This is a genomic window from Phyllobacterium zundukense (assembly GCF_002764115.1).
GTDB classification, from domain to species: domain Bacteria; phylum Pseudomonadota; class Alphaproteobacteria; order Rhizobiales; family Rhizobiaceae; genus Phyllobacterium; species Phyllobacterium zundukense.
The window spans coordinates 887,063-910,408 of the sequence record NZ_CP017940.1 but is presented as its reverse complement, the minus strand read 5'-3'; the positions used below and the strand labels follow the sequence as shown (position 1 = coordinate 910,408).

Here is a 23,346-nt window from a genome sequence, read left to right as displayed (position 1 = left end):
GCTGTAGAAATTGTCACGATCCAGTTCATCACAACAAACGAAAGGGTGCCCTGCGGCACCCTTTTTATTGCTGTCGAAGCCCTTAGCGAATGAAAGGGCAGCCCGGCGCACGGGCAAAGACAACCGAGGTGCGCAGGCCGCGCTTCCAGCCGGCAACACGGACGACGTTCCGGTTTACGATCACGCGCGCATTGCGAATGCCCATGCGGTTCGCCTTACTGGCGGCTTGACCCGGCGTGCAGGCAGCAATGGGGCGATATGGCGGGCGATAATAACCGCGGCGATACTCAACCTGCACGAGAGGGGCAGCGGCAGCGCCAAGCTCGACAACTGTCGGGGCAGCAGCAACCGGCGCGGCGTAAGATGTGTTTGCACCAAGAATTGCACCGATGCTGATCGCAGCACCGACTGCCAGCAACTTCAATGAAAGACTAGCCATGGGGTGTTCTCCTGTTGTCCGGGACTGGGGGATATGAAATCCGGACAGGCGCCCTTTCTTTCACAGATGAGCTGAACAAACCCTCAACGCGTCGTTCACGCGCCATTCAGCTCGATCAGGCTCGGGATGGCAATTCAGCCTGCATCATGTGCTCGAAATAGTCTTCATCGCTTGAAAGATCATGGTCATAGGCAGTGACTTTGCCCCGGACCGAAATACCGGCCTCATGTACGGTTTCTGCACTGCCCGATACGAGGGGGTGCCACCAGTAAAGATCCTTGCCCTCATCGATCAGCCTGTAGCCGCAGGTCTCCGGCAGCCAATCGACACTGCGCACGATCTCTGGCGTCAGGAAGACGCAGTCGGGCACCTTCTTCTTGCGGTTGACATAGTCCGAACACTGGCACGTGCCCGCATCCAGCAAGGTGCAAGCCACTGTTGTGAAATAGATTTCTTCCGTGTCCTCGTCTTCCAGCTTGTGCAGGCAGCAACGGCCACAGCCGTCGCACAGGCTCTCCCACTCCGAGCGGTTCATCTCGTCGAGAGTTTTGGTTTTCCAGAATGGTTCCGTAGGCATGCGCTCCAATACATCGCATGTAGTTGCGCGTCCATAACTTAAGAGCGTCGGACGGCAAATAGGACGCGTTCTGCCGGAGGGAATTCGGGACAAGGTCGAGGGGTTTGGCGAGGCCGATGTGTGTGCATCGGACGAAGCCGAAGCCCGATGGATTTGGCCTTCGGGTTTCCGGCTGGCGGCCAACCACTTTGTCAGGCTGCTTCGTCCGATGGAAAGACATCGGCCTCGCCACCTTCCGCGTGGGATTGTCTCGCCATCCGAGAAACAGAACTGCGTCTTATTTACCGCCCGACGCTCTAACATGAACGCAAGATGAACGGCCTCTTCACATGACATACAGGCTGGCATTGCAAAACTGACTGCATTCGGACTCGGCCATTGTCGAGGTCCGACACATTGCCACCGGCAATAAAACTGCAATGAAGATCGCAACGGACAATTCGTTGCCACAAAGCGGAACCAGGTTGCGATCACAAACATTTGACGTGTTTCAACAAGAAGGAACGCGAGACAGGGATGAAAATGAAACGAACAGCGCTCTTTTTTGCCTCAACTGCAATCCTCTTTTCCTCGCCATCGGCGATGGCTGATCAGGCCCCTCTCAACCGGCCTTTCATCTCCTCCAATTCCAATATGCCGCTGATGCTGGCGCAGGCTGAAGAAGCAGCGCCGCAGGCCGACCCAGAGGCTGAGGTGTTGAAAAAGAAGGCTGGACAGCAGGCCGAGGAAGCCCAACAGCGCGCCGCGGAAGAGGCCGATGCTGCAGCAAAGGCGCAGCAACAGGCCGAAAAGCAGGCGAAGCAACAGGCTGACCAGGCTGCCAAAGCCGCCGAAGCGGAAGCTGCCCAGAAGGCTGACGAAGCCCAGCGCGCCGCGCAGGCTGAAGCCGATAAGGCAGCAGAACAGCAGAAGGCCGTCGAAGAAGAAGTAAAACGGAAAGCTGCTGCGGAAGCGAAGGCGGCAAAGGCCGCCGAAAAGGAAGCTGCTCAGGAAGCCGAGAAAGCCAAGCGGGCTACCGAGGCTGAATCCAACAAGGCGGCTGAACAGCAGAAGGCTGTCGAGGAAGAAGCACGCAAGAAGGCAGCATCCGGGGCTGAAGCCGCGAAGGCAGCCGAACAGGAAACTGCAAAGGAAGCAGAAAAAGCCAAGAAGGCCGCGGAACAGGAAGCAGCCAAGGCTGCCGAAGCTCAAAAGGCGACCGAAGAAGAAGCGCGCAAGAAAGCTGACGGCGCCCAGAAGGCAGCTGACAAGCAAACCGAAAAAGCTGCTGAAGACGCAAAGAAAGCGGCGGACAAAGCTGCCCCGAAGGCGCCCGCCCAGGCTGCTACACCTGAAACCCCGGCGACCGCAGAAAAACCTGCTGGCGAACAGCCCGCGACCACTCCGGACCAAACAACAGGCGAAAAGCCGGCAGTACCCGTCGACGAAGCCAAGCCTGCAAAACCTGCAGATCCGGCGACCGGACAACCTGTTCCCGAAGGCAATGCAACTGCTCCCGCGACGGCGCCCGCCGATGCCACCCAGCCTGCACAACAGGAGGCATCGCCCCTGCCGGAGAACGCAGCGCCGGTTCTCGACAGCGACAAGCCAGCAGCTGTTCGTGAAGGCAAGGATCGGGGTAAGGGCAAGGGCGACAAGGGACTGGCCACAGAAGCACCCGCTGCAGCAAAGCCGGTCGCTCAGGAGCCCGCAACGCCACCCACGACCGACGCCGAGGTCCAGCAGCAACTCACTCCCGTCAAGATCGAGCCGGTCCTGACCGAAAAGGGTACGCGTACCAGGGACCGCCGGCCCGACGAGCGTCCAGCTGATGTTCAGGTGATCAAGCAGTTCGACAACCGCACCATCGTCGAAGTCAACAACAACGTCTTCGTTGAGAGTTCTGATCGCCCCCGCATGTCGCGCAATGCGCAGGAGGTCTATTACGAAGACCTGCCGCGCCGCCGTACACGCGAAACCATCGTCCGCGACAATGGCGTACAGATCATCACGATCCGCAACCGCTATGGCGATGTGATCCAGCGTTCCCGCGTCACGCCCGATGGACGTGAGGTGTTGCTCACCTATACGCCTGACTACGACCGCGAGGATCGTCTTGAATGGCGTGATCCGGGCGATGACTTGCCGCCGCTTCGCCTGACTATTCCCGTCCGCGATTACATTATGGATGCCGAAGAAGCGCCTGAAGAGGATGTCTACGAGTTCTTTGCGCAGCCGCCGGTCGAACGGGTGGAACGCATCTATTCGGTGGACGAAGTCAAACGCTCGGCCCGTATCCGCGACAAGGTTCGCCGCGTCGATCTCGACACGATCACCTTCCAGTTCGGTTCAGCCGAAATTGGCGAGGACCAGATTGTTCGCATCGAAAGCGTCGCAAAGGCCATGGCACAAATCCTCAAGAAGAACCCGGCCGAGACGTTCCTGATCGAGGGCCATACGGATGCTGTCGGTTCGGATCAGGCCAACCTTGTCCTTTCGGACAAGCGTGCCGAGTCGGTTGCCCAAGCCCTGACCAACGTGTTCGACATTCCGCCGGAAAACATGGCAACCCAGGGCTATGGCGAGCGTTATCTGAAAATTAAAGCCGACGGTCCGGAACAGCAGAACCGCCGTGTTGCCATCCGTCGCATCACCCCTCTGGTCGCCCCTATGGCCAGCAATAACTGACGGCTGCAACACATCGGCAGGCAAAAACCCGGGCTTCGGTCCGGGTTTTTTGTGATTATCGCTTGAGTTCATGACCTTCATCGCTATGTGATGGCATAAGCCCAGCTTCCCGCAACCGGACCCCACCTTATGAAACGTATCGAAATCTTCATCGAAAACATCATCCTCGCCTCGCGCTGGCTTCTGGTGGTTTTCTACCTTGGCCTTGCCCTCGCGCTCGCCATCTATGCCTTTTCCTTTGCAGGCAAGCTCGTCGACTTCGTCTCCAAGGTTACCATTCTGAACGAGACCGACACGATCCTGAAAATGTTGAGCCTGATCGATGCGGCGCTGGTTGCCAGCCTCGTCGTGATGGTGATCATTTCCGGCTATGAAAACTTCGTCAGCCGCTTCGATGAAGCCGAAGAGGTGCATTGGCTGGGGACCATCGACGCGGGATCACTCAAGATCAAGGTCGCATCGACCATCGTCGCCATTTCCTCGATCCATCTGCTGCAGGTGTTTTTGAACCTGACCCAATTCAGCACCGAGCAATTGACGTGGTTCACGCTGATCCACCTTGCCTTCGTCTTCTCGGCGCTGTTCCTTGCCTATATCGACAAGCTGATGGTCAAGGAAAAGGCCGGAAAGAAATCAAACGAACCATCGCTCTGAGAGCGAGCAATGACAAGCAAAAGCCCGGCCATCACTGCCGGGCTTTTTTGTTGCCAGAACATTTGCGCAATTGTATAGGACCACCGTGAGCTGAAATTCAGTTCCACCGTAAGCGTCTTACGTCAGGCAACGCATCCACTCCGGTCTCGTTCACCGGCATTGGCCGTTCATCCGGCTCAGGATCGTTGCATATGGGACCGCTATCTTACGGAAAAACCATGAACTCCAATCAATCGTTGCCCCCACGCCGGAAGCTTCCAGCGCGGTACATTGCCATCGTGACCCCGCTCATTCTGTCGGTGCTCATGACCTTCATCGTGTCCTTCATCTCGACGGTCAAGAATCTCGGCATTCGTCCCGAGCTTCCGCACAATTGGATGATGGCCTGGGGCCTTTCATGGCTTGTCGCCTTCCCTACCTTGCTGCTCGTTCTGCCGGCGGTGCGGCGGATCGTGGGCTGGCTCTGTGAACCGCCCTCCCGTTGATGCGCAAATGCAAAACGGGATGGGTTCACACCCATCCCGTTTCATATTCATGGCTCTGCAAGCCGCAGGAAATCAGCTGTCGAGGAACGAACGCAGTTTGCGCGACCGGCTCGGATGCTTGAGCTTGCGCAGCGCCTTCGCCTCGATCTGACGAATGCGTTCACGTGTTACCGAGAACTGCTGACCGACTTCTTCCAGCGTGTGGTCGGTGTTCATGCCAATGCCGAAGCGCATGCGCAACACGCGCTCTTCACGCGGTGTCAGCGAAGCCAGCACCCGTGTCGTCGTATCGCGCAAATTGGCCTGGATTGCAGCATCGATCGGCAGGAGCGCGTTCTTGTCCTCGATGAAATCGCCCAGATGCGAATCTTCCTCGTCGCCGACCGGCGTTTCGAGCGAAATAGGCTCCTTGGCAATCTTCAGGACCTTGCGCACCTTTTCCAGCGGCATCGCGAGCTTTTCAGCCAGTTCTTCCGGTGTCGGCTCGCGACCGATCTCGTGCAGCATCTGGCGCGAGGTACGGACGATCTTGTTGATCGTTTCGATCATGTGCACCGGAATACGGATGGTACGTGCCTGATCGGCGATCGAACGGGTGATCGCCTGACGAATCCACCAGGTTGCATAGGTCGAGAACTTGTAACCACGGCGGTATTCGAACTTGTCGACCGCCTTCATCAGGCCGATATTGCCTTCCTGGATGAGATCGAGGAACTGCAGGCCGCGATTGGTGTATTTCTTGGCAATGGAAATAACGAGACGCAGATTGGCCTCGACCATTTCCTTCTTGGCCAGCGCAGCTTCGCGCTCGCCCTTCTGCACCTGATTGACGATGCGGCGGAATTCCGAAATCGAAATGGCGGTTTCCTGCGCCATGTTCTGGATTTCCGTACGCAGGTTCTTGATCGTGTCTTTTTCGTTCTTGGTGAACTCTTTCCAGCCACGCGTCGTCAGGTTCGAAACGGCCTTCAGCCAGTTCGGGTCAAGCTCGTTGCCCTGATATTCCTTCAGGAAATCCTCGCGGCGCACGCCATAGGATTCGGCAAGACGCAACAGGCGGCCTTCGTTCTGAACGAGACGCTTGTTGATGTCATAGAGCTGCGCGACCAGCGCTTCGATACGGTTCTGGTTCAGCGAGAGCGACTTGACCGCCTTGATCAGCTGATCCTTGAGTTCCTTGTAGCGGCGCTCCTGGCTGGGCGACAGCGAACCGGAGGCAGCGAGGCGGTTTTCCACCTGCTGGTCCTGCAACTTGCGCAGCTTCTTGTAGGTATCGGCGATAACGTCGAGCGTTTCCATGACCTGCGGACGCAGTTCGGCTTCCATCGCGGCAAGCGACAGATTGGCCTCATCATCCTCGTCGTCATCTTCCTCGATCGGCGTATCTCCGCCAACATTGGTGATATCGTCATCGTCACGCCGGCTACGCGACCGGTCATTGGCAGCGGCAGGTTTTTCTTCCTCGACGCGCTCGATCACCGGAGCCTGCTTGGCTTCGGGACCCGCATAAGTGGTTTCGAGGTCGATGATTTCGCGCAGGAGGATCTTCGACTCGTTCAGATCCTCACGCCAGATGATGATCGCCTGGAAGGTCAGCGGGCTTTCGCACAGGCCCGAGATCATGGTCTCGCGGCCTGCCTCGATACGCTTGGCAATGGCGATTTCGCCTTCGCGCGACAACAGCTCCACCGTCCCCATCTCACGCAGATACATGCGGACGGGATCGTCGGTGCGGTCGGTCGGTTCTTTCTTGGTGGTTGTGGGCGCTACAGCGGTGCCAGTTGATTCAGCCAACTCGCGTGCGTCGCTCTCCTCGTCGCCGCTATTATCGGCTTCTTCGGCGTCTGCGTCCTGCTCGTCGTCTTCGACAACATTGATGCCCATGTCACTGAGCATGGCCATGGTATCTTCGATCTGCTCGGAAGTGACCTCTTCCGACGGAAGAACTGCATTGAGTTCATCCATCGTGACATAGCCGCGCTTTTTCGCGAGCTTGATCATCTTCTTGACAGCGTCATCGGAAAGGTCGAGAAGCGGACCGTCTGGCGCGCCTTCGCGCTCGACTTCTACTTCTTCGTTTTCCTTTGCCTTTGTTGCCATATTCTATATCTCCAAGCGACGTTCGCTTTGTTCATGCATGGAAACAACGAGTGCGGCGCCGCACCGGTTCCCCTACACCATAAAGGTAATAAATGATCGACTAGCCGAAATCCCGTTAATAGCGGATTAACCTTGTTATCCCGGTGGCGAGCACGCTACTTATCTGCTGAATTTGCCGGCTTTTCTGCTAGACCTGCAAATATCTTCAATTCCGCGCAATCTGATTCCGTCATTATTGACCCACGTCAACCCCGACTCAACTGATTCGTGGTAAAAAAGCGAATCAATTCGGTCAAAAACCCTTACCCGACCGTCCCGAAGGTATTCCGAACCCTTCGATCAGCGCTTCTGTTGCCTGCGCGTTGCGAATATCGTTCTGAATATCGAGCAGCCGGTTGAGGTTTTCGTCGGTGGCTTCCGTGGCCAAGGCGGTTTCAGCGACTTTCAGCTCTTTATGTAGTGTACTTGCGCGCTGATGCAAGTGAACCGCCTGCCTTAACGCCTCCAAAGCGTCCTCTTCCGCTGCTTCCGCTGTCGCTGTCCACATGCGGGCACGCCGTGTCAGCGCTTCGAGCGCTTCGATCAGCGCACCGTGGCTGGTTTCCACCATCGCCTTGCGCATCTCGGCGCCATTCGCGACATGATGTTCCGCCATGGCATTGAGCATGGCCGCATGAAAGCGCTTCAGGTCAGGATGGCTGAATTCAAGCCGGACAACCGTTTCGAAATCTTCCTCGATCAGACGCGGATGATTGAACAAGGTCATCAGGATAGCGGTCTCGCGGAGCGGCGGCGCTGCCGATGTCGTCTTCACCAGAACCGAACGCGCCAGGCTGTCCGAAACGGCAAGGCGGCCGGCTGCTGCGCCCCTACCCCGCTGCCCATAGCCGTTCTGCTCGCCAAAGCCGTTCTGGTTGCTGCCGCGCTGACCATTGTTGCGCCGGTCATTGCCACGCTGGCCGGAGTTGAAGAACTGCTGGATGCGGTCGCGGACATCCTGCGCATAGTGACGGCGCACATTCTCGTCACCGATCAGCGCCGTCATCTGCTTGAGCCGCGCTTCGAGTTCCGCACGCCGCTCGGGCGTATCGAAGACGCCGCCGCTCGTCTCGCGTGCCCAGAGCATGTCGGCCAGGGGTCGCGCGTCGTCGAGCACTGCCTGAAAGGCCTGCGGTCCGGAGGACTTTACCAGATCATCGGGATCCTTGCCCTCCGGCAGCACCGCAAACCGCAGCGAGCGCCCAGGCTTCAATGCCGGCAATGCCAGATCGATCGCACGATGCGCCGCCTTGATGCCGGCATTGTCGCCGTCGAAACACAGCACAGGCTCCGGTGACATGCGCCAGAGCAGATCGAGCTGATCTTCCGTCAGCGCGGTGCCCAGCGGCGCGACTGCTTGCGCGAAGCCAGCCTGTGCCAGGGCAATGACATCCATATAACCTTCGACGGCAATCACTGCCTTTGCCGGCTGCCCGCCCTGCGGCTGGGCCGCTTTCCTGGCGCGCAAAGCATTGAAGAGGATCTTGCCCTTGTGAAAAAGCTCCGTCTCGTTGGAATTCATGTATTTTGCAATGGCATTGGGCGCGAGCGCCCGGCCGCCAAAGGCAATGATTCGGCCGCGCAAGTCCTCGATCGGGAACATGATACGGTCGCGGAAACGGTCAAAGGAAACCGGCTTGTCGTCGCCATAGACCACAAGCCCGCAGGCTTCGATCTGTTCCTTGGTGGCACCTTTCAATGCCAGATGTTCTTTCAGCGCATTGCGGCTCTCGGGAGCATAACCCAGACGGTATGAATGCTGTGTCGCGGCAGTAAGGCCCCGATCACGCAGATAGGCACGCGCCTTCGCACCGCCCGCGGCCTGCAACTGCTCCTCGAAGAACTTGGTCGCCATTTCCATGACGTCGTAGAGGGTGGCGCGTTTTGCTTCGCGTATTTCCATTTCGGCATCGCGCGCCGGCATGGGCACGCCCGCCATATCGGCGACACGCTGCACCGCCTCGGGGAAGCTCAGCCCTTCGAGTTCCGTCAGGAAGCGGAAATGGTCGCCAGTGACACCGCAACCGAAGCAATGATAACGGCCCTTGCGGTCCTCGCAGTGAAAACTAGGCGATTTCTCGCCATGAAACGGGCAGCAGGCCCAGAAGTCTCCCTTGGGCGCGTTTGTCTTTTTCCGGTCGAACGAAACACGCGTCCCGATCACGCTGGAGATCGGTACACGCTCCCTGATCTCATCGAGAAAGGACGGAGGAAATCGCATGCTGCTCTTCGTTCGTTAAATTTGACGGTTCTGAAAGCCGGTTTTTGACAGCTTGGAGCCCTGTCACTCAAGCCGGGAACATACTGCATCAAATAAGATCGGGACGGAAGGGCTGCAACCCCGTCATCCCCTGCTCATCGCGTTGATACTGTCGCATGGGCATGGTGTTTTTTTACAAAGCCGGCAAATGATAAAATTGTCCACAAAAAACTGTCATAGAACTGTTACATTATGCCAAAAGCGACACATTTCTTCTTAGCCGGAACATATTTTTTTCGCTTTCTGAACGATATGTTATCTTAAGAAAGTGCGACTAGAATCGTCTGGTTGCTTTACCGTGTTCTTTAACTCACCAGGATTTGTCATCAAGTGAACGGTTCCGCAATTTTGTTGCATTTGGCAGGCGCAGTAGCGCTTCTGCTGTGGGCAACGCGCATGGTGCGAACCGGCGTTGAGCGCGCCTATGGCGAACGTATGCGCCAGAGTCTGCGCGGCGTTCTGCACAATCCGGTTCTCGCCGTCCTGTGGGGTTTGATGCTTTCCATCGCCCTGCAAAGCTCGACTGCCGTCAGCCTTCTCGTCGGTTCTTTTGTCGGATCGGGCATTGTCAGTGGTATTGCCGGACTCATGGCAGTGCGCGGCGCAGAAGTTGGATCGGCACTTGTCGTCAAGATCCTGAGCTTCGATCTCACATTGCTTGTGCCTCTCTGCCTTGTTGCCGGCACGGTAATTTTCATGTCGACTGAGCGCAGCAACTGGCGCCAGATGGGCCGTATCCTCGTTGGCATCGGCCTTCTGATCCTCTCGCTCGAAATGACCGGTCAGGCAACCGAACCGCTGCGCAACAGCGAATTGCTGCCAGTGATCGTCGGTTATCTCAACACCGACCCGGTCACCGCTTTTCTCATCGCGGCCGTGATGACCTGGCTGTTCCATTCCAGCATCGCCGCGGTGCTGCTTCTGGTCACCTTTGCTTCGCGTGGCCTCATCCAGCCGGAGCTCGGCATCGTGATGATCTTCGGCGTCAATCTCGGCTCCTCCTTCATTGCGCCGCTTCTGACCCGCAATGCCGCCCCGCAAACGCGCATCGTACCGATGGGCAATCTCCTGATGCGTGGTGCAGGCTCAGTGGTGATCCTCATCCTGTACCTGACGTTCAAGCCATCGATAGCCTTCCTCGGTTCCGCGCCCGCCGACCAGGTGATCAATGGACATATCCTGTTCAACATCATCATCCTGCTTGCCGGCGTTCCGCTCTCCGGTCTGGTCCTCAAGGTTACCAAGGCCGTCGTTTCACTCAATGTGCCAATCGAACAGCCGCAATCCCTGGATCGTGAAGAACTCAGCGCTTTGGATGAGAGTGTTCTGGATACTCCAAGCCTGGCGCTTGCCAATGCGACGCGCGAGACCGTGAGTGTCTGCGAAACAGTCGAGATCATGCTAAGGCGGATTATCGATCTCTACGAGAACCCGGAGCAGGATCGTATCGACGAATTGTCGGCTCTGGATGACAAGGTTGACCGCAAGCACGCAGCCATCAAACTTTACCTTGCCAAGCTGACGACCAAATCACTCAACGACTTTGAAGTCGCTCGCGCCAGGGAATTGCTTGGCGCCTGTGTCAAGCTGGAACAGGTCGGCGACATCATCGTGCGCAACATGCTGGCACTCGTCCAAAAGAAGATGGACCGTAAGCTCAAATTCACCGATGAGGGCTGGCTTGAACTCAGCAATTTCCACGCGAAGGTCCTGACCAATGCCCGCATGGCCTTCAATGTGCTTGTTTCACGCGATCGCGAAACAGCGCATCAGCTTGTCCTCGAGAAAGATCATTTGCGGGATATGGAAAAGCAAAGCAGCGAGCGGCATTTCGGCCGCCTGCGGGAAGGCACGACCCGCAGCCTGGAAACAAGTTCGATCCATCTCGACACGATCCGGGATCTGAAGCAGATCAATTCGCTGCTCGCCGCCATGGCTTATCCCGTGCTCGAAGAACAGGGTCTTCTGAACACCACGCGTTTACGTGCATTGCACAGCTGACCGTTTTGGGATTTTCGCGACGCAAGACACAAGCTTAACGGCGCAGCAGGGCACCGCACATCAACTTGTCTGCTTGCATCGGCAGCAGGCAACTATTCAATAATCGCGATGAATGTGGGTATTTGATCCGATAAACGCTCCCATGGCCGAGCCAATCAGCAACCCCAGGAGTATATTTCCCATCATCGCGCTACCGATCCCCGCACCGACGGACAATCCGGCCAGTATTCCAATAATGGTAGACCAACGTTGTTCTTTCATTTTTCGCCTCCATTCTTATCAACAATAAACGAGAAAATGCCCATCAAGTTCCATGCCCCGGTACCATGCCACTTATATTTGCTCTACCGGTGTTCAGCTCGTGCAACCAAAACAGGAATCCAGTCCGATGATCTCGTTCAGACCGATGCGTGCCGACGAATACTCCGCCTATCTGGATTATTTCATCCCTGACTATGCGTCCGAGATTGCAGCCAATTATGGCCTTTCAGACGCCGAAGCCCGCGCGCGGGCGATAAGCGAAACAGACGAGGATCTGCCGCAGGGCGTGGCAACAGCGGGACACGTGCTGCTTTGCATCATCTCAGGCGGTGATACGTTGGTCGGCTACCTCTGGTACCGGCCCGATCTGGCGGCACGCTCTGCACATATCAGTGATTTTCACATCTTTGCCGGGCAACAAGGAAAAGGCTACGGCAAACAGGCCTTGGTGCTCCTGGAGGCCGAGCTTGCCGGCAGCGGTTTCACCCAGATCAGGTTGCGCGTGGCCGGTAACAACAATCGGGCCAAACACGTTTATGATGTTTCGGGATTCCGCGTTACCGGCATTAATATGAGCAAATCAATCGGACAATAGCGACAGGAAACAGGTCCATGCCAAATGTCGAGGAAGTAAAAAAGGGCTTGTGGGATGCCGAACGCAAGCTGCTGCACCATCTGCGGGAAGTTCGTCGGCAGGAACGCCACAAGAAGCCCGCCGATCGCGAACAACTGACGCCGGGGCAGAGAATTGCAGATCGGGTTGCCGCGACAATGGGATCGTGGTCCTTCATCATTATCCAGACGACGATTTTGTTCGTCTGGATCGTGCTGAACGTCACTGCCTATGTGCGGGAATGGGACCCCTACCCCTTCATTCTCCTCAATCTTGCCCTGTCATTCCAGGCCGCCTATGCCGCTCCATTCATCATGATGAGCCAGAACCGCCAGCAAGACATTGATCGCAAGGAGGCTGAGAACGACTACCGCATCAATATCAAGGCGGAGCTGGAGATTGAACTTCTGCATGAGAAGATCGAGCTTCTGCACCATAAGTTCGATCAGCTTCGCGAGAAGGAAGTCGAATCGCTTGCTGAGACTGTCCAGGAACTGGCTGACACGAAACGGCCGCCTGAAAAGCCCGACTGAATCTCCTGAAACGAAAAAGGACCGCTGCGGGAGGAGGTGCAGCGGTCCTGATTGCAAATGTACCGCGGGAGGAGGTGCAGTACATTCCAGGTTGGGGTTTCTGGGAGGAGAAGAACCCAACGACCTCAGAATAGCCCAGCACAAAAATATGGCAACTTGCAAAAATGCATAATAGCTATGCAAATTGTCGCATTGACCGTTGCGATGCTGGTATGGAGCCGATTCCCTCATGGCACGCATCGGAGCAATTTCGCCGGACAAGGCCGATAATAGCCCGTTGTCAGAAGGCTCGACCGGGATGTGTCAGCCGAGCGATCTTTTTCATATGGTTCACCGCCGCGCTGCCGCCGGTCGTCTTGGTGAAAAGGTCGAGTTTCTCATCGCCGTCGGCGCCGACAGGCATCAAGGCCTGATCCATATACTTCCTTGATGCCGGGTTCCGCGCAATCACCAGGGCCGCCGTGGCCAGCCGGGCAATCGAGCCTGCGAGGACGGCGTGCTTGCTGAGGGTTTCCCAGACAAAACGAGGCCAGAAGAAAAAGGGATTTTCTCTTGGCAGCTCGGGGCGCCGTTCCGACGGACGCTTCATGCGCAGGATACCGCTCTGCAATGGATGCACGTGTTCGAGGTGGACCATTGTCGCGAAGGCCACGAGCACCTTGACGAGACTGCCTATCGGAACGCCCGTTGCAATCGCCCGGCACAACAGTGTCTTCATGTGTTTCGGCGTGTAGTAGAGCGACCATGCTTCGCGATAGATGGCCTCCCACTCGCGCTTGCTCATCTTCGGGTGGGCCGTGCAGACATGCTCCACGTCGTAGATATTCAGATCAGCGTCCATCTCGACACCGTTTTTCCAGAGCGTCTGATGGTCCTCGGAACCCGGCAGCGGCGTCAGGCAGAAGAACTCGATAATATCGAGCGGAAGCTCCTCCTGAATGATCGCGATATCGCGCCTGATTGTTTCCGGCGTGTCCGCGGGAAAGCCGAGGATGTAGCCGGCCAGCGTCATGATCCCCTGCCCCTTCCACGCCAGCAGCATCTTGCGGTACTCGGTGATCTTGTTCTGGCCCTTCTTGGCTGCAGCGAGATTATCTGGATTGACGTTCTCCAGCCCGATGAAAACGCGCGTGACACCGGCCCGCTTCGCCTTTTCCACGAAGTTGTCGATCCTGTGGCACAGCGTATCGACCTGGATCATCAGGCCAAGCGGGATTCCATCCCGCTCCTTCAGCGCGATAAGGCGATCGAAGATCGCTTCCCATTCCTTGTTTCGCGCGAAATTGTCGTCGGTTATGAAGAACTTGTGGACGCCATGCGCCCAATTCAGGCGGACCAGTTTTTCCACGTCATCGGCGGAACGAAAACGCGATTTGCGTCCCTGCACATTGATGATGGTGCAAAACGAGCATTGATAGGGGCAGCCGCGTCCGGCATCGAAGCTCGCGCTAAGACCCAGCGTGTGCTCGACATAGCGCTTCGGCAAGAATGGAACGGGCGCGCCTTCAATACTCGGCAGATCATTCATGAAGTTGTACAGCGGCTGCAGCTGGCCCGACGCCGCGTCGCGCAACACGGTCTCCAGCCGGCCTTCGGCCTCACCGGCAAACATCGAAATGCCCATCTCGCGACATGCATCGAGGTCGACGGCATGCCCGTCAAGCATGGCCAAACAGCCCGAGACATGAAAGCCGCCCATGGCGACGGGCAGCCCGGCATCGCGGAACGGCCGGGCGATGTCGAGGGCACGCGGATACTGGTTGGACTGGACACCGACCAGGGCGACCATTCCGAAATTGTTGTGACGCCGCAGTTTGGCAAGAAGCGCGGGAAAGTTCACGTGCGTATTGGTCTCGTCAATCACCGTGATATCGACGGCGGTATTGGGTCCGAGCACTTCGCGATCCGCACAGTCAACGGCAATGCCGTAGAGAGCGGCGAGCGAATTTGAGGGAATCATGGCTCGCCACCAACGGATCACATATCCATCGTCGTCGTAATGCGACGGTTTGATCAGAATCAGCTGGAAGCGTCGATCTTCAGCCTCTGAAAAATGTGACAAATCAATCTTTCGGGTTGGAGGCAATTAACCCCAACGTAGCAGAGTTACACCCCCGCACCAAACCCGGATCGTTCCATACGCTTTTAAGGATGCACCAATGCGTGAGCAGCGTTGTCACCCCTCGCATCTCCCTCTCCGCATACCGCGTCGGCGAACAAAGACTGCATCGTTAATCCGGTAGGAGACCAACTACGCGATAACTAGCGATCAACTTGTCGTATAGGGAAATATCCGAACGGCTCCTTGCCATGAGCTGAGCGCCCGCGATGGCGGCATAGATTGCGCGAGCCCGCGCTTCGCTTTCCTCGGAACTGACAACGCCCGCCGCAGAAAGCACCTTGCTCAGCCACGCGACATTGACGTCGGCAAAATTTTGGACCTCTTTTTTCACTGGCTCCGGTAGGTCGTCATACTCGGCAGCCATGAAGCTGCAGAGGCAAATCCGGTTATCATTCTCCAAAGCCCATCGAAACGTCTCGGGATATTGGCGAAGGCAACGGGCTGGATCGGAAGTTTCCGTCAACAGCGCCTCCAGATAAGCCGCTGAATCCTCCCAATAGCGCTTGGCTACCGCAGCCGCGAGATCCGCCTTGCTTGGGAAGTGATGGTAGATGCTCGCAGCCCTGATGCCAACTTCTTCGGCGAGATCACGAAAATTCAATCCGCTATAGCCATGCGCCTGTGCGATCGTCCTCGCCGCCGCCAGAATCGCCTCCTTCGAATTTGAGCTCATAGCACTGCCTCATCATTTCGCCATTACTAGCCTACCAAGTGATAGATAGGCGTTGACGAGGGAAATGAAAAGTTCTAAATGACTCCCCTACCAAGCGTTAGGTAGGCAAATAAAAGGAAATCAGGATGGAGATCTACGATTGGCATACCGGACCATATCCGGCTCGCGTCCGTATCGCGCTGGCCGAGAAGAACCTGCAATCGCGCGTCCAGTTCGTGTCGGTCGATCTCTGGAAAGGCGAGCATAAGAAGCCGGAATTCCTCGCCAAGAACTATTCCGGCACATTGCCCTTACTGGAACTCGATGACGGGACTTTAATCGCTGAGTGCACGGCCATTACCGAATACCTGGACGCGCTGGATGGCACTCCCCTTCTGACCGGCAGGACACCGCTCGAAAAGGGCGTGATCCACATGATGAGCAGGCGCGCCGAATTGGAACTGCTCGACGCCGTCAGTGTTTATTTCCACCACGCCACGCCGGGGCTTGGGCCAGACGTCGAGATTTATCAGAACCGCGAGTGGGGTTTCCGTCAGCGCGACAAGGCCTTGAGAGGTATGCACTATTTCAATGACGTTCTGAAAAAGCAGCCGTTCATCGCTGGCGAGGCCTTCTCGATGGCCGACATCACAGTCATAGGCGACTTGATCTTCGCGGCGCTGGTTGACCTGGAGGTGCCTGCCGCGTGCGAGGCGCTTCGAGCTTGGCACCCGAGGATGCAGGAGCGTCACAGCGTACGGAACCGGGTGACGATGTCAGACCCGACCCTAAAAGCATAGCGTCACGCCGCGATCCAGTGCCGCGATCATGCTGTGCAAGTCAAGGCCAACGGGCGCTTTTCCGCAAGGATCAAGCGCTCGTTGTGTTTCAAGCCGACCATAATCCGCCAGCCGGAACAGTTGCGTCCCTTCCTGCTATTGCAGGATTGCTTTCACAATGCTGCTCGCCTTGCTGAAATCCATCTGGCCGGCATAACGTTCCTTGAGCACATTCATGCTTTTGCCCATGTCGCGCAGGCCGCTTGCACCGATTTCCTCGATAACCTGCTTGGCCGCGTGGCGTATCTCCGCATCGCTCAGCTGTTTCGGCATGAAGTCGCGAATGATCTCGATTTCCGCCCGCTCCTGCGCGGCGAGCTCAAGGCGATTGCCCTCTTCATAAAGCCTTGCCGACTCCTCGCGCTGCTTGATCATCTTGGCAAGAATGGAGCTGATTTCGTCATTCGTCGCCGGGTCCTTGCCCGTGCCACGGTTGAGGATATCCCGATCCTTGATAGCGGACATGATCAGGCGCAGCGTCGGAACCCGGCGCTTGTCCTGTGCCTTGATTGCTGTGTTCAGTGCCCCGGCGATCGTATCGCGCATGACTGTATTCTCCTGTGTCCCGCGCACACTAACGGTGGCCCCACGCGAAATCAAACACCGTGGAGATCATCGCCAGGCGTGAATTCCACGACGAGTTTTCGTGTTGCAATTGACCGGAGGCGCGGCTTTGTTTATGGACTGGGTCTTAGCCAGACATTTTTTGTTGTTGCTGCGGTGGGGGAGTTTATCGACCACCGCGTTCAGCCATGCCATATGGAATACTGGACGGCATTTTTCAATGCCCAGCACGGACAACAGCCAACGACGCAAGCCCACGCTTAAGGAAACCGCATGACCGCCACGACAACGACAGACGCAGGTGTCCAAGCAGCAGGTCCGAAGACCGCAGGCTGGACCGAATTCAAGCCAACGGCCGTGCTGGTTCTCGCTGATGGAACGGTCATCGAAGGCAAGGGCCTTGGCGCGACGGGCATCTGCGAAGCGGAGGTCTGTTTCAACACCGCCCTCACCGGCTATGAGGAAATCCTCACCGACCCCTCCTATGCTGGCCAGATCGTCACCTTCACCTTCCCGCATATCGGCAATGTCGGCACCAACAAGGAAGACATCGAGGACCTGACCCCGGCCAATCGTGCCGGCGCTGTCGGCGCGATCTTCAAGGCGGATATCACGGCACCTTCGAGCTACCGTGCCGCCGATCATTTGGATGGTTGGCTGAAGGCGCGCGGCGTCATTGCGCTCGCTGGTGTCGATACACGTGCCCTGACGGTTCTCATCCGCGAGAAGGGCATGCCGAATGCGGTGATCGCCCACGATCCTGATGGCAAGTTCGACATTCCGGCGCTTAAAGCTCGCGCCGCTGCCTGGCATGGCCTGCTTGATCTTGATCTCGCCAAGGACGTCACATCCGGGCAAAGCTCCGTCTGGACGGAAAAGCCGTGGATTTGGAACGAAGGCTTCGCCGAGCAATCGGCGCCGGAATTCCACGTCGTCGCCATCGACTACGGCATCAAGCGCAATATCCTGCGGCTCATCGCCGGTCTTGGCGCCAAGGTCACCATTCTCCCTGCCTCCGCAACGGCTGAAGACGTTCTGGCCTACAAGCCGGATGGCATCTTCCTGTCCAATGGTCCCGGCGATCCGGCGGCAACCGGCAAATATGCTGTTCCGGCCATCAAGGAACTGATCAAGACCGATATTCCGGTTTTTGGTATCTGCCTTGGCCACCAGATGCTGGCGCTGGCGCTTGGCAGCGACACCAAGAAGATGCACCAGGGCCACCACGGCGCCAATCATCCGGTTCGTGACGATACCACCGGCAAGGTCGAAATCGTTTCGATGAACCATGGCTTTGCCGTCGACGCCGAATCCTTCCCGGACGGCGTTGAGGAAACCCATGTCTCGCTGTTCGACGGCAGCAATTGCGGCCTTCGCGTTGTCGGACGTCCGGTGTTTTCGGTCCAGCATCACCCGGAAGCGTCACCCGGCCCGCAGGACTCGCACTATCTGTTCCGCCGGTTCTTCAATCTGATCCGCGAAAGGAAGGGGCTGGAGCCCCTGCCCGAACGCGATCACGCTGCCTGATGCTCACGGGACATCCTGGCCGGTACTTGCTTTTAGAATCTCGAACCATTGCTGGCGCTCGAGCTTGATATCGAGCGCTGCTGCCATCGCGGCAAGGCGTTCACGCTTGAGACTGCCGAGTACGGGGATCGGCCGCGCCGGATGCCGCAGCAGCCAGGCAATGGCAATCGCCGAGATGTCGACGCCGCCTGCTTGATCCGCAATCATCGTCAACGTTTCGCGTACGCGCTTCTCCTGCGCGCCATCGCCGGTAAAGAGGCTACCGCCGCCGAGCGGTGACCAGATCATCGGCGCATAACGCAGGCGCTGCGCATGGTCGAGACTGCCATCGAATAGCGAAGCCGTATGGACGACAGACACCTCGATCTGGTTGGTCACCAGCGGGAAAGGCAGTCGCGAAGCCAGCAGGTCGAATTGTGAGGGCGAGAAATTGGAGACGCCTACAGCCCGCACCTTGCCCGCCTTCACGACACTCTCCAGCCCTGCCGCTGTCTCGTCCGCATCCATCAGCGGATCAGGACGATGGATCAGCAGCACGTCGATGTAATCCGTGTGCAAATTCTTGAGCGAGCGGTCCACCGACGCTTTGATGTGGGCGGCGCTGGTGTCGTAGTGCTTGATGCGATTGTCCGGGCGCGCGTCCGATGTCAGCATGATGTCGCATTTGGTGATCAGCTCGATCGCCTCGCGCTGGCCACCCCAGTACTTGAGCCCTGTACCGAAGACTTCTTCAACGCCGTAATCTCCATAAATGTCGGCGTGATCGAAGCTGGTCATTCCCAGATCGACCGCCTCGCTGATCAGCCGCGCCACGCTGGTGGCGTCGGGCCTTTCCGGCCCGCTCAACAACCGCCATGCACCAAGGACCAGGCGGGACAGGGTCAGGCCTTCGGCATTGAGCGCGATACGTTTTTCATAGGACATCTGGATTTCACCTCAGCTGGAACAGCGATCCCGCCTGCTTAAACCAACGGGGCAGCCGAGAAAATAGCGTGCACAGCACGGCAGGTAAAAGATTCATCCGCGTGCCCGTTGACACGTTCGAAATCTTACTTTACCGATTAGTACAGACTTTACTTATAAGTACACTGCAAGGAGATTGAAATGTCAGAACAACGCCCGCCACTGCCACCATTCACACGTGAAACCGCCATCCGGAAGGTCCGCGGTGCAGAAGACGGCTGGAACAGCCGCGATCCGCAACGCGTGTCTCTTGCCTATACGGTTGACAGCTATTGGCGTAATCGCTCGACATTCGTGCAGGGGCGCGAGGCCATTGTCGCTTTCCTGGCTGGCAAGTGGGAACGGGAGCTCGACTATCGCCTGATAAAGGAGCTTTGGGCTTTCACCGACAATCGCATCGCCGTCCGTTTCGCCTATGAATATCATGACGATTCCGGTAACTGGTTCCGTGCCTATGGCAATGAAAACTGGGAATTTGATGAGAACGGACTGATGCAAAAGCGTTTTGCCTGTATCAATGATTTGCCCATCAAGGAATCAGAACGCAAATTCTTCTGGGACCGCTCGGTTCCACGCCCGGCCGATCATCCTGGCCTGTCAGATCTAGGGTTATAGTTGATGGCAAAAACCGTTGCCGAACGTTCGGACGTCATTCCAGTCCTTGCCGAGATCTTCCGCGAACATGGTTTCGAGGGCGCGAGCCTGTCGATCATCGGCGAAAAGACCGGGCTTGGCAAAGGCAGCCTCTATCACTTCTTTCCCGGCGGGAAGGAAGAGATGGCGGCAGCGGTCCTGAACGAGATCGACACATGGTTCGAGGACAACGTGTATCGACCATTGCGCGAGGCCGAAAACCCGCGCGTGGCGATCAGCGAAATGTGCAGCGCGGTTATCGACTATTTTCATTCCGGACGGCGTATCTGCCTTGTCGGCGCCTTCGCCCTCGATAATGTCCGGGATCGCTTTACCGATCAGATCAAGGACTACTTTGCCAATTGGAAAACGGCCCTCGCTGCGGCGTTGCAACGCGCCGGGCACGATGAAGCCAAGGCTTCCGAGCTCGCCGAAGAGGCTGTCATCAGCATTCAGGGCGGGCTCGTCCTTGCTCGCGCGCTTGGCGATCCATCATTGTTCGAGCGTGCCATGACGAGAGCTGAGGAACGACTCTTGACCTGAAAGCCGAGCGCTGAGCTTGCTTTTCATCCTGCCTCGTTTGGAGCCAATGCACCCGGAGCGAGAACCTCATCCTTGGCTAGCACTGGCTTTTCAACGCGCAGGATAAACACAATCAGGCCCATCAGCACGAAAATGCCACCGAGCACGTAGGGTGCTCCACTGAATGCTATCGACGCATCCGGTGCCGTGAAGATCGCGAAAATCTGGGTGAAAATCAGCGGCCCGATAATATTGGTGATGCTGAAGAGGCTGGTCATCGCTCCCTGCAACTCGCCCTGCTCCGAGGCGGGCACCTTGGCGGAGGCAATACTGCGCATGGCTGGATCTGCCACGCCTTCCAGGCAGGTAGCAATAATCACGACATAGACCAGCCATCCCTGCCACGCGCTGGCATAGCCGAAGAAACCGAGCGCGGCGAAAGCGAGGCCAATGACGGCTGTGCGCCATTCGCCAAATCTTGAAACGATACGCGGCAAGATCAGCCCCATCACGATGGCACTGCACAGACCATAGATACCGAGCGACATGCCGATATCGCTTTCGCTCCAGCCATAGCGGTAGCTACCGACATAGGCCCATACGGCCGGATAGGACATATGACCGAGTGTCAGCATGAAGAAGACCAATCCGATCCATAAAATGCCCTTGTGGTTGCGCATCTGTTTCAACGCGCCGAGCGGATTGGAGCGCTTCCACTCGAATGTCCGGCGATCCTTCGCGCCGAGCGTTTCAGGCAGGAGGAAATAGGCTGCGACAAAGTTCAAAAATGAAATCAGTGCAGCCCCGAAAAACGGCACACGTGGGCCAAACTCGCCAAGGAAGCCGCCAATGATCGGTCCAACAATAAAACCAAAGCCGAATGCAATGCCAAGCAGGCCGAAATTCTTCGCCCGGTTTTCGTCTGTGCTGACATCGGCAATGTAGGCGGAGGCTGTCGAGTAGCTGCCGCCGCTGATGCCGGCAAGTATCCGGCCAACCAGCAGGATTGCGAAGTTTGGCGCAAGCGCGCAAATCAGATTGTCGAGAGCAAAGGTCACGACCGACACAAGCAACACCGGGCGGCGGCCAAAACGATCGCTGAGATTGCCGATCAGCGGCGCGAACACGAACTGCATTCCGGCATAGGCAAGAAGCAGCCAGCCACCGTAGATCGCCGCGTGCCCTACATCCGAACCGGTCAATTCTTCAAGATATGCGGGCAAAACCGGAACGATGATTCCGATGCCGATAATATCCAGCAGCAGGATCATGAAGACGAGTGTCAGGCCGCGTTTGGCCAGGATCGGGTCAATCATCGGAAAACTCGCAAAGGGCGTTTACGTCCGCAATTGACGCGGAAAATCGTTATAATTGCTTCGCTCTAGCGAAACAATACGTGAACATGATCAGGAAATCGGCAAATACGCCACTGAAAAGTGACTTTAGGGCAAAATCCTCCTGACAAATCCTGCCAAACCGTACCGAACCTGGAAGCGTAGAAAGACGCGACTTGCAGGCCGGCATCACCTGAATCTATCGCACGTAATGGGTCGGCAACGCCGTCGTTGCCTTCAATGTTTCCATGGAAACGGACGCCGATATATCGAAGAATTCGACCTTTTCGACCAGCGTCTTGTAGATTTCATCATAGGCTTCGACGCGCGGCAGCACCAGTTTCAGAATGTAGTCTATGGTGCCGGTCATGCGATGCACCTCGACGATTTCCGGAATGTCGCTGATCGCCTTGCGAAACTGTTCGAGCCAGTCGGCGGAATGGCGCGCCGTGCGCACGATCACGAACATCGTCGTCGGTAGCCCCATGAGCGGGCGATCAAGGAGAACGACGCGCCGGGCGATATAGCCGTCTTCCTCGAGCCGCTGGATGCGGCGCGAACAGGCGGAGATCGAAAGGCTGACGCGGTCAGCCAGATCGGAGACGGCGAGCGCTGCATTTTCCTGCAGCAGATCCAGAATCTTGCGGTCACGATCGTCGAGCATGTCGCTTCCCTAGCAAATTTCCCGCGCATTCTATAAATCATTCGCTGATTTTTTGCACGATTAAAAGTATTTCTCACAAACTTTGCGAACCTTTCGCGTCCAATCCAACTTATTATTCCGATCGTGAACCAAAAGGGAATTTGTGATGCGCACTATTGGACTGATCGGCGGCATGAGCTGGGAGAGCACTGCGGTCTATTACCGCCAGATCAATGAAATCGTCCGGACGCGTCTCGGCGGCCTGGCCTCAGCCAGGATTGCCATGCAGTCGCTGGATTTTGCCGAAGTCGTGGCCTTGCAAAAAAGCGACCGTTGGGATGATGCAGCTGCCCTCTTGTCCGATGCGGCCAAGCGCCTCGAAGGCGCTGGTGCGGATTGCATCCTGATTTGCACGAACACGATGCATCTCGTCGCTGATGCCGTGGCTGCCTCGGTCAGTGTTCCCCTCATCGATATCCGCCAGGAAACGGGCCGCACCCTCGCCGCGGCAGGAAAGAAACGCCCGCTCCTTCTCGCGACGCGCTACACGATGGAACATGGCTTCTATGCCGACTATATGCGCGCCGAGTTCGGCATCGAGGTCGTTGTTCCCAACGAGATCGATCGCGCCAAGGTTCATTCGGTGATTTTCGATGAACTCTGCTGCGGAATCGTCAAGGAAGAGTCCCGGCAGGCGCTGGAAAAGATCATTCAGCGCGGCAAGGATGCCGGCGCCGATTGCGTCATTCTCGGCTGCACGGAGATCTGCCTCTCCCTGACCGACGACAACGTCGCGCTGCCGGTCTTCGACTCGACAACCATCCATTCACGCGCGGCTGTCGCCCATGCCCTGGGCATGGATTTCACAAGCGAGCAGAGCGCCGTTTAGGTTGGCGGCGGTTGTAATAGTGAAAGACC

Annotated in this window: 22 protein-coding genes; 11 read left to right on the top strand and 11 right to left on the bottom strand. The window is 57.1% G+C overall.

Translation table 11 applies throughout. From position 1 onward, the window contains the following. Window positions 1-82 precede the first annotated feature (82 nt). Entirely contained in the window at window positions 83-439 is a 357-nt protein-coding gene (locus BLM14_RS04420) for an antifreeze protein (RefSeq protein ID WP_099998271.1), read from the bottom strand. A 115-nt stretch (window positions 440-554) separates the two neighbouring features. Further along, entirely contained in the window at window positions 555-1,016 is a 462-nt protein-coding gene (locus BLM14_RS04415; protein ID WP_099998270.1) for a YcgN family cysteine cluster protein, read from the bottom strand. Between the two features lie 516 nt (window positions 1,017-1,532). On the opposite strand from BLM14_RS04415, the gene BLM14_RS04410 reads away from it, so the two are divergent. The 3 genes from BLM14_RS04410 (at window position 1,533) to BLM14_RS04400 (ending at window position 4,822) form a co-directional block, all read left to right on the top strand. Continuing rightward, window positions 1,533-3,683, top strand: coding sequence for an OmpA family protein (locus BLM14_RS04410; RefSeq protein WP_099998269.1), 2,151 nt, complete (start codon window positions 1,533-1,535; stop codon window positions 3,681-3,683). Between the two features lie 129 nt (window positions 3,684-3,812). Further along, complete coding sequence (locus tag BLM14_RS04405) at window positions 3,813-4,337, top strand: TIGR00645 family protein (RefSeq protein WP_099998268.1); 525 nt, start codon at window positions 3,813-3,815, stop codon at window positions 4,335-4,337. Window positions 4,338-4,555: 218 nt separating this feature from the next. After that, the gene (locus BLM14_RS04400; RefSeq protein ID WP_099998267.1) at window positions 4,556-4,822 is read left to right on the top strand and encodes a DUF2798 domain-containing protein; all 267 of its coding nucleotides are present in this window, start codon (window positions 4,556-4,558) and stop codon (window positions 4,820-4,822) included. Window positions 4,823-4,894: 72 nt separating this feature from the next. Here BLM14_RS04400 and rpoD read toward each other — a convergent pair whose 3' ends face one another. Then, window positions 4,895-6,922: an RNA polymerase sigma factor RpoD gene (rpoD, locus tag BLM14_RS04395; protein WP_099998266.1), complete on the bottom strand. Its 2,028-nt coding sequence runs from the start codon at window positions 6,920-6,922 to the stop codon at window positions 4,895-4,897. Between the two features lie 292 nt (window positions 6,923-7,214). Further along, window positions 7,215-9,182: a DNA primase gene (dnaG, locus tag BLM14_RS04390; RefSeq protein ID WP_099998265.1), complete on the bottom strand. Its 1,968-nt coding sequence runs from the start codon at window positions 9,180-9,182 to the stop codon at window positions 7,215-7,217. 369 nt (window positions 9,183-9,551) lie between these two features. Between dnaG and BLM14_RS04385 the strand changes: the two genes are divergently transcribed. Then, complete coding sequence (locus BLM14_RS04385; protein ID WP_099998264.1) at window positions 9,552-11,222, top strand: Na/Pi cotransporter family protein; 1,671 nt, start codon at window positions 9,552-9,554, stop codon at window positions 11,220-11,222. A gap of 96 nt (window positions 11,223-11,318) precedes the next feature. Here the strand turns inward: BLM14_RS04385 and BLM14_RS30865 are convergent, their stop codons facing one another. After that, on the bottom strand, window positions 11,319-11,483 hold the full coding sequence (locus BLM14_RS30865) for a hypothetical protein (protein WP_157929473.1): 165 nt from the start codon (window positions 11,481-11,483) through the stop codon (window positions 11,319-11,321). Window positions 11,484-11,610: 127 nt separating this feature from the next. Between BLM14_RS30865 and BLM14_RS04380 the strand changes: the two genes are divergently transcribed. Next, window positions 11,611-12,078, top strand: a complete 468-nt coding sequence (locus BLM14_RS04380; RefSeq protein WP_099998263.1) for a GNAT family N-acetyltransferase — start codon at window positions 11,611-11,613, stop codon at window positions 12,076-12,078. 17 nt (window positions 12,079-12,095) lie between these two features. Then, entirely contained in the window at window positions 12,096-12,629 is a 534-nt protein-coding gene (locus BLM14_RS04375) for a DUF1003 domain-containing protein (protein ID WP_099998262.1), read from the top strand. A gap of 280 nt (window positions 12,630-12,909) precedes the next feature. On the opposite strand, the gene BLM14_RS04370 is transcribed toward BLM14_RS04375, so the two are convergent. Beyond that, window positions 12,910-14,691: a B12-binding domain-containing radical SAM protein gene (locus BLM14_RS04370; RefSeq protein WP_099998261.1), complete on the bottom strand. Its 1,782-nt coding sequence runs from the start codon at window positions 14,689-14,691 to the stop codon at window positions 12,910-12,912. 169 nt (window positions 14,692-14,860) lie between these two features. Further along, a complete protein-coding gene (locus tag BLM14_RS04365; RefSeq protein ID WP_099998260.1) occupies window positions 14,861-15,424 on the bottom strand; it encodes a TetR/AcrR family transcriptional regulator in 564 nt (187 codons plus the stop codon). A 125-nt stretch (window positions 15,425-15,549) separates the two neighbouring features. Between BLM14_RS04365 and BLM14_RS04360 the strand changes: the two genes are divergently transcribed. Next, the gene (locus BLM14_RS04360) at window positions 15,550-16,203 is read left to right on the top strand and encodes a glutathione S-transferase (RefSeq protein WP_099998259.1); all 654 of its coding nucleotides are present in this window, start codon (window positions 15,550-15,552) and stop codon (window positions 16,201-16,203) included. A 135-nt stretch (window positions 16,204-16,338) separates the two neighbouring features. On the opposite strand, the gene BLM14_RS04355 is transcribed toward BLM14_RS04360, so the two are convergent. After that, window positions 16,339-16,788 (bottom strand): GatB/YqeY domain-containing protein, encoded by a 450-nt coding sequence (locus BLM14_RS04355; protein WP_099998258.1) that lies wholly within the window; start codon window positions 16,786-16,788, stop codon window positions 16,339-16,341. A gap of 291 nt (window positions 16,789-17,079) precedes the next feature. Here BLM14_RS04355 and carA point away from each other — a divergent pair, with 291 nt between their 5' ends. Beyond that, window positions 17,080-18,333 carry a glutamine-hydrolyzing carbamoyl-phosphate synthase small subunit gene (gene carA / locus BLM14_RS04350; RefSeq protein ID WP_099998257.1) on the top strand — a complete coding sequence of 418 codons (1,254 nt, stop codon included), beginning with the start codon at window positions 17,080-17,082 and terminating at the stop codon, window positions 18,331-18,333. Between the two features lie 3 nt (window positions 18,334-18,336). Here carA and BLM14_RS04345 read toward each other — a convergent pair whose 3' ends face one another. Beyond that, a complete protein-coding gene (locus BLM14_RS04345; protein WP_099998256.1) occupies window positions 18,337-19,257 on the bottom strand; it encodes an aldo/keto reductase in 921 nt (306 codons plus the stop codon). A 180-nt stretch (window positions 19,258-19,437) separates the two neighbouring features. On the opposite strand from BLM14_RS04345, the gene BLM14_RS04340 reads away from it, so the two are divergent. Next, window positions 19,438-19,911 carry a nuclear transport factor 2 family protein gene (locus BLM14_RS04340; RefSeq protein WP_099998255.1) on the top strand — a complete coding sequence of 158 codons (474 nt, stop codon included), beginning with the start codon at window positions 19,438-19,440 and terminating at the stop codon, window positions 19,909-19,911. 3 nt (window positions 19,912-19,914) lie between these two features. Next, on the top strand, window positions 19,915-20,472 hold the full coding sequence (locus BLM14_RS04335) for a TetR/AcrR family transcriptional regulator (RefSeq protein WP_099998254.1): 558 nt from the start codon (window positions 19,915-19,917) through the stop codon (window positions 20,470-20,472). 23 nt (window positions 20,473-20,495) lie between these two features. Here BLM14_RS04335 and BLM14_RS04330 read toward each other — a convergent pair whose 3' ends face one another. Further along, window positions 20,496-21,767 carry a TCR/Tet family MFS transporter gene (locus BLM14_RS04330; RefSeq protein WP_099998253.1) on the bottom strand — a complete coding sequence of 424 codons (1,272 nt, stop codon included), beginning with the start codon at window positions 21,765-21,767 and terminating at the stop codon, window positions 20,496-20,498. A gap of 217 nt (window positions 21,768-21,984) precedes the next feature. After that, window positions 21,985-22,449: an Lrp/AsnC family transcriptional regulator gene (locus tag BLM14_RS04325; RefSeq protein WP_099998252.1), complete on the bottom strand. Its 465-nt coding sequence runs from the start codon at window positions 22,447-22,449 to the stop codon at window positions 21,985-21,987. A gap of 145 nt (window positions 22,450-22,594) precedes the next feature. Between BLM14_RS04325 and BLM14_RS04320 the strand changes: the two genes are divergently transcribed. Next, on the top strand, window positions 22,595-23,317 hold the full coding sequence (locus BLM14_RS04320) for an aspartate/glutamate racemase family protein (protein WP_099998251.1): 723 nt from the start codon (window positions 22,595-22,597) through the stop codon (window positions 23,315-23,317). The last annotated feature ends 29 nt before the right edge of the window (window positions 23,318-23,346 follow it).